Source organism: Saccharomonospora saliphila YIM 90502 (assembly GCF_000383795.1).
GTDB classification, from domain to species: Bacteria; Actinomycetota; Actinomycetes; order Mycobacteriales; family Pseudonocardiaceae; genus Saccharomonospora; species Saccharomonospora saliphila.
Window position 1 is genome coordinate 19,677 of sequence record NZ_KB912724.1, and the last position, 9,521, is coordinate 29,197.

Genomic DNA, 9,521 nt, shown 5'->3' on the forward strand with positions numbered 1-9,521 from the left:
GACGCGGGACAGGCCGGGCCGGGTGACATCGGCGACGTGCTTCCGGCGCCGTCCGAACCGCCGGCTCCGGGCGCGGGCGAGACGGCGCCCGTCGACGACGATGCGGCCGGGCTCGATCCGTGCGCGCTGGTGACGGTGGAGGAGCTGTCCGGCTTTGGCGAGGTGGAACCCGGTGAGCCGGTGGAGGACGTCGTCGCGAGCTGCGAGTTCGCCGGGAGCGAGGAAACCTGGGCGGTCGCGGTGATGGTGTATCCGGACGAGGGTGTCGATCTCGGCAGGGGAGAGCGGATCGACATCAACGGAAGGCAGGCGACGGGCGTGTTCTACGAGACCGAGGGCTCACGCCTGATCCAGGTGAACATCGCGATGACCGACACCTCCCACACGGCGGTGCAGTACTTCGGCGGTCTCGACCACCTCGACGACGAGACCGCCACGCTGGAGCTGCTGGCCGTGGCCGACGCGGTGGAGGCCCGCCTTCCCGGGTGACCCGGGCCGGGCGCGGCGGGTGCCCCACCGTCCGGCATGCCGTCCCGGAGTCGATCTCCGGCGGGACTAAGCTGGCCCGCACAGGGCCAGTCTCCCGCGCCAAGCTTTCCGGAGGTTCCGCGCCGGTGTCCACCGATTCCTTCGTCCACCTTCACGTCCACACCGAGTACTCGATGCTCGACGGTGCGGCGAAGATCAAGCCGTTGTTCAGTGAGGCGTCCCGGTTGGGTATGCCCGCCGTCGGGATGACCGACCACGGCAACATGTACGGCGCCGACGAGTTCTACCAGCAGGCCACGAAGGCGGGCATCAAACCGATCATCGGCATCGAGGCCTACGTCGCGCCGGAGAGCCGGTTCCACAAGAAGCCGGTGTTCTGGGGACAGACCAATCAGCGCGGCGCCGACGAGTACGGCGAGGGCGGCGACGTCTCGGGCGCGGGCGCCTACACCCACATGACGATGCTCGCGGAGAACTCGACCGGGCTGCGCAACCTGTTCACGCTCTCCTCGCTGGCGAGCATGGAAGGCTATTATCGCAAGCCCCGCTGTTTGCTGCCCGGCCAGGAGATCATGACCCGCGATGGCATGAAGCGGATCGAAGAGGTGCGGGTCGGAGACGAGGTGCTGACACACCGTGGCCGGTTCCGCCCCGTCGTCGAGGTGATGCGGAACCAGCACGAGGGGGACATCTTCGGCGTCGAGCTGAGTGGCAGGTACAGCCGAATCACCTGGATGACGGGTGAGCATCCGGTGTTGATTCGTGACCGCGACGGCGACAAGTCCTGGGTCGACGCGCGCGACATCGCGGCAGGGCGTCCAGGCACCGGCACAAGAGAAGCCGTCGACAACTGGAACAGCTGGGTGTGTATGCCCCGTGTTCGACCGGACGCTCCGGTGCGAACGGCGATCCACACGCCGGATTACGTGAATTGGGAGCCGGTACCGGGTGAACCCGACAGATTCGTGCGGGAGTCCGCGCGACGCGACATGGGGCCGACCCGGCATTACGGCACGATGCGGCATGATATCGACCTCGACTATGACTTCGGTTTCTTCTTGGGCCTGTACGTCGCCGAGGGGTGCGTGGATCGCGAACACACGGTTTCCTGGTACTTCCATGAAGATGAGCGTGACCTCGTCGACACCTGCCACAAACTGATCGAGAAGTACACCGGAAAGTCCGCCGTCGTTCGAGGCAGGGCGGACCGTGACGGCTACCGGGGAGTCAGTGTTTCGGTGTCGTCGTCGTTGCTCGCACAACTGCTGAGCGCGCTCTGTGGTAGCGGGGGAGCGCGGTACAAGCACCTGCCGGGGTTCGTGTTCGACGCTGGCGAAGAGTTCATGCGAGGGGCTTTCGAAGGCGTCCTGGAGGGCGACGGGTCGAAGAGCAGAACAAATGTCCTCAGCATCGAGCAGACGTCGGAGGCTCTGCACTGGCAACTGCGAACTCTCGCGGCTCGACTTCGGGCTGATTTCGCCGGAACCTACTGCCAACCGGTTCGCGGCGATGTTCATGCTCAGTCCTACCGGGCGAACTTCTCCCCGGAGGGTGGGAGCGTTTACCGCAGGACGCTCGCTGACCACGAGTACGTCTACAAGCCGATCCGCGATGTTCACCGGAAACACTATTCCGGTCCCGTCTACAACATCGAGGTCGCCGATGACCACTCGTACGTCACCGACTTCGCGGTCCACAACTGTGACCGCGAACTGATCGCCGAGCACGCCGAGGGCATCATCGCCACCACCGGCTGCCCGTCCGGCGAGGTACAGACGCGGCTGCGGCTGGGGCAGAAGAAGGAGGCGCTCGCCGCCGCCGCCGACTACCGGGACATCTTCGGCGCCGAGAACTTCTTCCTCGAACTGATGGACCACGGCCTGCCGATCGAGCGCTCGGTGCGGGAAGGGCTGCTGGAGATCGGCAGGGAACTCGGCCTGCGCCCGCTGGCCACGAACGACTCGCACTACGTCACCAAGGACCAGGCCGACTCGCACTCGGCGCTGCTGTGCGTGCAGTCCGGCAAGACCCTGTCCGACCCGAACCGGTTCAAGTTCGACGGTGACGGCTACTACCTCAAGTCGGCCGCCGAGATGCGCGAGTACTGGGACACCGAGGTGCCCGGCGCGGCCGACTCCACTCTCCTGATCGCCGAGCGGGTGGAGTCCTACGCCGACGTCTACAGCCACCGGGACCGGATGCCGAAGTTCGACGTCCCCGAGGGCCACGACGAGTCGAGCTGGCTGCACCACGAGGTGATGGCCGGGCTCGACTGGCGGTTCCCCGAGGGCGTGCCCGACGGCTACCGCGACCGGGCCGAGTTCGAACTCGGCGTGATCGCGCAGAAGGGGTTCCCCTCCTACTTCCTCGTGGTCGCCGACCTGATCAACTACGCGCGCGGCGTGGACATCCGGGTGGGCCCGGGCCGTGGGTCGGCGGCGGGGTCCCTGGTGGCCTACGCGCTCGGTATCACCAACCTGGACCCGATCCCGCAGAAGCTGCTGTTCGAGCGGTTCCTGAACCCGGAACGCGAGTCGATGCCCGACATCGACATCGACTTCGACGACCGCAGGCGCGGCGAGATGGTCCGCTACGCCACCGACAAGTACGGTGCCGACCGGGTCGCCCAGGTCATCACCTTCGGCACGATCAAGACGAAGGCGGCGATCAAGGACGCGGCCCGGGTGCACCACGGGCAGCCGGGGTACGCACTGGCCGACCGGATCACCAAGGCGCTGCCGCCGCCGATCATGGCCAAGGACATCCCGCTGGCCGGCATCGTCGACCCGGAGCACGACCGCTACGCCGAAGCCGCCGAGGTCCGGTCGCTGATCGAGACCGACTCCGAGGTCAAGACGATCTTCGAGACCGCCCGGGGCCTCGAGGGGCTGATCCGCAACGCGGGTGTGCACGCCTGCGCGGTCATCATGTCCAGTGAGCCACTGATGGACGCCATCCCGCTGTGGCAACGCGACGACGGGGCGGTGATCACCGGCTGGGACTATCCGTCGTGCGAGGCCATCGGCCTGTTGAAGATGGACTTCCTCGGCCTGCGGAATCTGACGGTCATCGGCGACGCCATCGCCAACATCCGGGCCAACCGCGGCGAGGAGATCGACCTCGACCGGCTCGGACTGGACAATCCCGAGGCCTACAAGCTGCTGGGCCGGGGTGACACGCTCGGCGTGTTCCAGCTCGACGGCGGCGCGATGCGGGACCTGCTGCGCCGTATGCAGCCCACCGGCTTCGACGACATCGTCGCCGTCCTGGCTCTGTACCGGCCCGGTCCGATGGGCGTCAACGCGCACAACGACTACGCCGACCGCAAGAACGGGCGGCAGACGGTCAAACCGATCCATCCCGAGCTGGCGGAACCGCTCGAGGAGATCCTGGCCGAGACCTACGGCCTGATCGTCTACCAGGAACAGATCATGCAGATCGCCCAGAAGGTCGCGGGGTACTCGATGGGCCGGGCCGACGTGCTCCGCCGGGCGATGGGCAAGAAGAAGGCCGAGGTCCTCGAAAAGGAGTTCGAGGGCTTCCAGGCCGGGATGAAGGCCAGCGAACTGGTGCCCGGAGGCTTCTCCGATGAGGCCATCCAGGCGTTGTGGGACACGATCCTGCCCTTCGCGGGCTATGCGTTCAACAAGAGCCACGCGGCGGGCTACGGACTGATCGCGTACTGGACGGCCTACCTCAAGGCGAACTACCCCGCCGAGTACATGGCCGCGCTGCTGACCTCGGTGGGGGACAACAAGGACAAGTCGGCCGTCTACCTCGCGGAGTGCCGCAAGCTCGGGATCAAGGTGCTGCCGCCGGACGTCAACGAGTCGACTCCCCGCTTCGCCGCCGTCGGCGACGACATCCGGTTCGGGCTCGGCGCCGTGCGCAACGTCGGCGCGAACGTGGTCGACTCGATCATCGCCTCACGCGAGAAGAAGGGCAAGTACGCCTCGTTCACCGATTTCCTGGACAAGTCCGAGCTCGTGGCCTGCAACAAGCGGGTCGTCGAGTCGCTGATCAAGGCGGGCGCGTTCGACTCGCTGGGCAACACCCGGCTGTCGATGGTGCGGGTCCACGAGGAGGCCGTCGAGGCCGTCGTGCCGTTGAAGCGGCAGGAGGCCATGGGCCAGTTCGACCTGTTCGGCGGCGGTGGCTCCGACGCCGAGCCGGACGCGTCGTCGTCTCCGCTGGCGCACCTGAGCTTCGACGACGACGAGTGGCCGCGCAAGCAGCTACTCGGGTACGAGCGGGAGATGCTCGGGCTCTACGTCTCGGCACACCCGCTCGACGGGGCCGAGCGCATCCTGCGCAAGCACGCCAAGCGGCCGATCGCGGCCATCCTGGCCGATCCGCCCAAGGAGGGCGAGATCGAGATCGCGGGGCTCATCACCGCGCTGGAGCGCCGGGTGAACAAGAAGGGCGAACCGTGGGCCATCGCCACGGTCGAGGACATGGACGCCTCGCTGGAGGTGCTGTTCTTCCCGAAGTCCTACGCGCTGTTCTCCGCCGACCTTGTCGAGGACAACGCGGTGGTCGTCAAGGGCCGCGTCAACTGGCGTGAGGACAAGATGTCGGTCTTCGCGGCGGGGCTGGTCCCGCTGGATCTCAGCGACATCACCACCGGCGACGAGGAACCACCGCTGATGCTGCTGGCCTCGGCCGAGAAGATCACGCACGGAGTGGTCAGCGAGCTGAAGTCGACGTTGCAGGCCCACCGGGGTGAGACTCCGGTGCGGTTGAAACTGGTCGGCGGCAGCGCGGAGACCGTCTTCGCGCTCTACGACTACCCGGTGACGGTGAGTTCAGGGCTGATGGGTGAGCTGAAAGGCATTCCGGGGATCGCGGCGAGCACCTGACCTCGGTGGTCAATACCGTGGGACGGGTGCCGTCCGATTCCGCGTCCGGCCCCGCCCCTGAGGTCTACGAGCCCGATCCGCGTCGCTGGCGGGCACTGGCCGTCACGCTCACGGCGGGCTTCATGTCCCTGCTCGACGTCAGCATCGTCAACGTCGCCCTCCCGTCGATCCAGCGCGGGTTGGACACGACCGACGCGGGCGTGCAGTGGGTCGTGTCCGGCTACGCGCTGACCTTCGGTCTCGTCCTGGTGTCCGGGGGCAGGCTCGGCGACGCGGTGGGCAGGCGCCGGATGTTCTTGATCGCGCTGTCGGCCTTCGTGGCCACCAGCGCCGTGGCGGGCGCGGCCGTCAACGAGACCATGCTCGTGCTCGCCCGGCTGGCGCAGGGCGTGGCCGCGGGCCTGCTCACCCCGCAGAACAGTGGGCTGATCCAGGAGCTGTTCCGTGGTGCGGAGCGGGGGCGGGCCTTCGGGGCGTTCGGCACCACGGTGGCCATCTCGACCGCCGTGGGGCCGGTGCTCGGCGGGCTGATCATCGCGCTGTTCGGTGCGGACGAGGGCTGGCGCTGGGTGTTCTTCGTCAACGTGCCCATCGGTGCCGTGGCCTTCGTTCTCGCTGTCAAGCTGTTGCCGAAGGCGCACACACGGGGGCGCGGGCTGGCCTCGCAGCTCGACTTCCCCGGTATGGCGCTGTTGGGCCTGGCCGTGCTGGGGGTGCTGTTCCCGCTCGTGCGCTCCGAGCAGGACGGGCTGCGGGAGCTGTGGTGGATGTTCTTGCCCGCCTGCGCGTGCGGGGTGGCGTTCGTGCGCTGGGAACGCCGGGTGCTCGGCCGGGGCGGCTCGCCGCTGCTCGATGTCCGGCTGTTCACCCGGACCCCCGGTTACGCCACGGGGGCGGCGATCGCCACCGTGTACTTCACCGGGTTCGCGGGCATCTGGCTGGTCTTCGCCCTGTTCTTCCAGCACGGGCTCGGCTACACGCCGCTGGAGTCCGGCCTGGTGGTGACGCCGTTCGCGCTGGGTGCCGCGGTGTCGGCGACCGTGGCGGGCCGTCTGGTCGCCAGGTGGGGGCGGCGCCTGACGCTGCTCGGGTTGTCGCTGGTGATGCTGGGCCTGGGGACGGTCGCGCTGGTCGTGCCCTACACGACCGCGGCCACGGCCGGGTATGTCGTGGCGGTGCCGCTGCTGGTCGCGGGCGTCGGCGGGGGCATGGTGATCTCGCCGAACACCACGCTGACGCTGGACCGGGTGCCCACCCGGATGGCGGGAGCGGCCGGGGGTGCGCTCCAGACCGGCCAGCGGATCGGCACGGCGATCGGCGTCGCCGTGCTCGCGTCGGTGTTCCACGCCGGTGTGGCGAACTCGGGGGCCGGTTACCCGACGGCGCTGCGCTGGGCTCTGCTCTGCTCCGTGGTGCTCACCGTGGTGGCCCTGAGCCTGGCGACCATGGACGCGCGCCGGTACCGTCACCGTCGGCTCTCGGAGCAAACACGGTCGGTCACATAGATGCTCTTTTCGGGTGACGTCTGCCGGTGTGTCCCTGCCGCCAACTGGCGTAATCGTGAGGGGTCGGGTAAGGCTGAACCCAGCCTTCGGCGAGGTGCGCGGGAGCAGCCCGGGACGCGACAGTGACGTGTGACACGTCCGTCCGGGTGGGTGATGCCCGCCGTTCGTCGGAACCTCCCGATGGTGCTCGTTCCGGCGATCGAGGGGGATCGAGCGGGACGCGGCGACAAGGCGCGCCGACGGGTGAGCCCCCGGCAGGACGGGGACGGGGCTCACCCGGGCACCGTCGGCCCCGTACGGAAGCCCGGCGCGGGCGCACGGTGCGTTCGTGCTCATCCGGCCGACGTCCGCGCCCCGACGCCCAGCGCGTCGTCGGCGACGAACGGCGCGTCGGGCGCCGAGCGCGCCGGGACGCGCTCCGGTCGGGGGATGCGGTGGTGCCGCCTCCGGGGGAATTCGTGAGACCGGGGTTTCCCGGGCCCCACTTCGGCCTACCCCGGGGTAACAGGGTCGTGCGGTGTGCCCGGGGAGCCGATCGGCGGCCCGGCCGTCGCGCATCCCGTGACCGACGCCCGCCGATGATCAGCATCGTCGGTGACCACTCGACGATCAGCATCGTCGGCGACACTCGACGATCAGCATCGTCGGTGACCACTTCTGTGACCCCGCCGACCCGGAAGGGGACGTCGATGGCCGAGCACGCACCCGTCACCGAGAAGCAGGCCCGTGAGGTCGCCGAACAGGCTCGGGAACGCCACTGGGGCAAACCCTCGTTCGCCAAGGAGCTCTACCTGGGCAGGCTGCGCCTGGACCTGGTGCACCCGCATCCGCGCCCGTCCGCCGAGGACGACGCCCGCGCCGGGGCGTTCCTGCGGGCGTTGCGGCAATACTGCGAGACGCTCGACCCTGCCGTGATCGAGCGCGAGGGCCGCATCCCGGACACCTACGTCAAGGGGCTGGCCGAGCTGGGATGCTTCGGCATCAAGATCCCCGAGTCCTACGGCGGCCTCGGGCTCACACAGGTGGCCTACAACCAGGCGTTGATGCTGGTGGGCTCGGTGCACTCGACCCTGAGCGTGCTGTTGTCGGCGCACCAGTCGATCGGCGTGCCCGAGCCGCTCAAGCTGGCGGGCACCGAGGAACAGAAGGCCGAGTACCTGCCGCGCTGCGCACGGGGAGCGGTGTCGGCCTTCCTGCTCACCGAGCCCGACGTGGGCTCCGACCCCGCGCGGCTGGCCACCACGGCCACGCCCACCGAGGACGGCGAGGCTTACGAACTGGACGGCGTGAAGCTGTGGACCACCAACGGCGTGGTGGCCGAGCTGCTGGTCGTCATGGCACGGGTCCCGAGTCGGGAGGGGCACCGGGGCGGGATCACGGCGTTCGTCGTCGAGGCTGACACGCCGGGCATCACGGTGGAACAGCGCAACAGCTTCATGGGCCTGCGCGGGATCGAGAACGGGGTGACCCGGTTCCACCGGGTACGGGTGCCTCGGCGCAACGTCGTCGGCCGTGAGGGCGACGGGCTCCGCATCGCGCTGACCACGTTGAACACGGGACGGCTCTCGGTGCCCGCCTCGTGCGCGGGCGCGGGCAAATGGGCCCTGCGGATCGCCCGGCAGTGGTCGGCCGAGCGCGTGCAGTGGGGCAAGCCGCTCGGCGCGCACGAGGCGGTCGCGCGCAAGATCTCGTTCATCGCGGCCACGACCTTCGCCCTGGAATCGGTGGTGGAGCTGTCGGCGCAACTGGCCGACGAGGGCCGCAACGACATCCGGATCGAGGCGGCGCTGGCGAAGCTGTGGGCCAGCGAGCGGGCGTGGTCGATCGCCGACGAGCTGGTGCAGATCCGGGGCGGGCGCGGGTACGAGACGGCCGAGTCGCTCGCCGCCCGGGGTGAGCGAGCCGTTCCCGCCGAGCAACTGCTCCGCGACCTGCGGATCAACCGGATCTTCGAGGGCTCGACGGAGATCATGCACCTGCTCATCGCGCGGGAGGCGGTGGACGCGCACCTCGCGGCGGCGGGCGATCTCGCCGATCCGGAGGCCGACCCCCGTCGCAAGGCCGCGGCGGCGGCGCGTGCGAGCGGCTTCTACGCCCGGTGGCTGCCCCGGCTGGTGGCGGGCCCGGGACAGATGCCCATGTCCTTCGCCGAGTTCGGCCCGCTGGCCGGGCACCTGCGGTACGTGGAGCGCGCGTCGCGCAAGCTGGCCCGTTCGACGTTCTACGGCATGGTGCGATGGCAGGCCGCGCTGGAGAAGCGGCAGGGCTTTCTCAGCCGGGTCGTCGACATCGGCGCCGAGCTGTTCGCGATGGCGGCCACGTGTGTGCGTGCCGAGCACCTTCGAGCCGACGACCCGGAGCAGGGCGAGGCGGCCCGCGAACTGGCGGACGCCTTCTGCGCGCAGGCGCGGCTGCGGGTGGAGGGACTCTTCGGCGCGCTGTGGACCAACACCGACCGGGGTGATCGCGCGCTGGCGCGCGAGGTACTGGACGGCCGGTTCACGTGGTTGGAGGCGGGAGTGCTCGACCCCAGCGAGGGCACCGGACCGTGGATCGCCGACTGGCGTGCGGGCTCCTCGGCCCGCGACACCGTGGCCCGCCGCTACCTCGAGTCCTCCCCCTGACCCGCCGTGGCCGTGCCGGGCCCGCCTCCAGCGTGGCGGCCGTG

3 protein-coding genes and 1 pseudogene are annotated in these 9,521 nt (G+C 69.3%); all 4 read left to right on the forward strand.

What is annotated here, in order from left to right; translation table 11 throughout:
- A pseudogene (locus SACSA_RS0118670) lies at positions 1-489 on the forward strand (hypothetical protein); the annotation flags it as partial.
- Positions 490-614: 125 nt separating this feature from the next.
- Positions 615-5,348 carry a DNA polymerase III subunit alpha gene (gene dnaE, locus SACSA_RS24870; RefSeq protein ID WP_019819242.1) on the forward strand — a complete coding sequence of 1,578 codons (4,734 nt, stop codon included), beginning with the start codon at positions 615-617 and terminating at the stop codon, positions 5,346-5,348.
- 26 nt (positions 5,349-5,374) lie between these two features.
- Positions 5,375-6,853: an MFS transporter gene (locus SACSA_RS0118680; RefSeq protein WP_019819243.1), complete on the forward strand. Its 1,479-nt coding sequence runs from the start codon at positions 5,375-5,377 to the stop codon at positions 6,851-6,853.
- A 689-nt stretch (positions 6,854-7,542) separates the two neighbouring features.
- Positions 7,543-9,477, forward strand: coding sequence for an acyl-CoA dehydrogenase family protein (locus SACSA_RS0118685; RefSeq protein ID WP_028662033.1), 1,935 nt, complete (start codon positions 7,543-7,545; stop codon positions 9,475-9,477).
- Positions 9,478-9,521: the final 44 nt, after the last annotated feature.

Coding starts and splice junctions, on each gene's coding strand:
- SACSA_RS0118685 (WP_028662033.1), top strand. CDS start 7,543: ATGGCCGAGCACGCACCCGTCACCGAGAAGCAGGCCCGTGAGGTCGCC.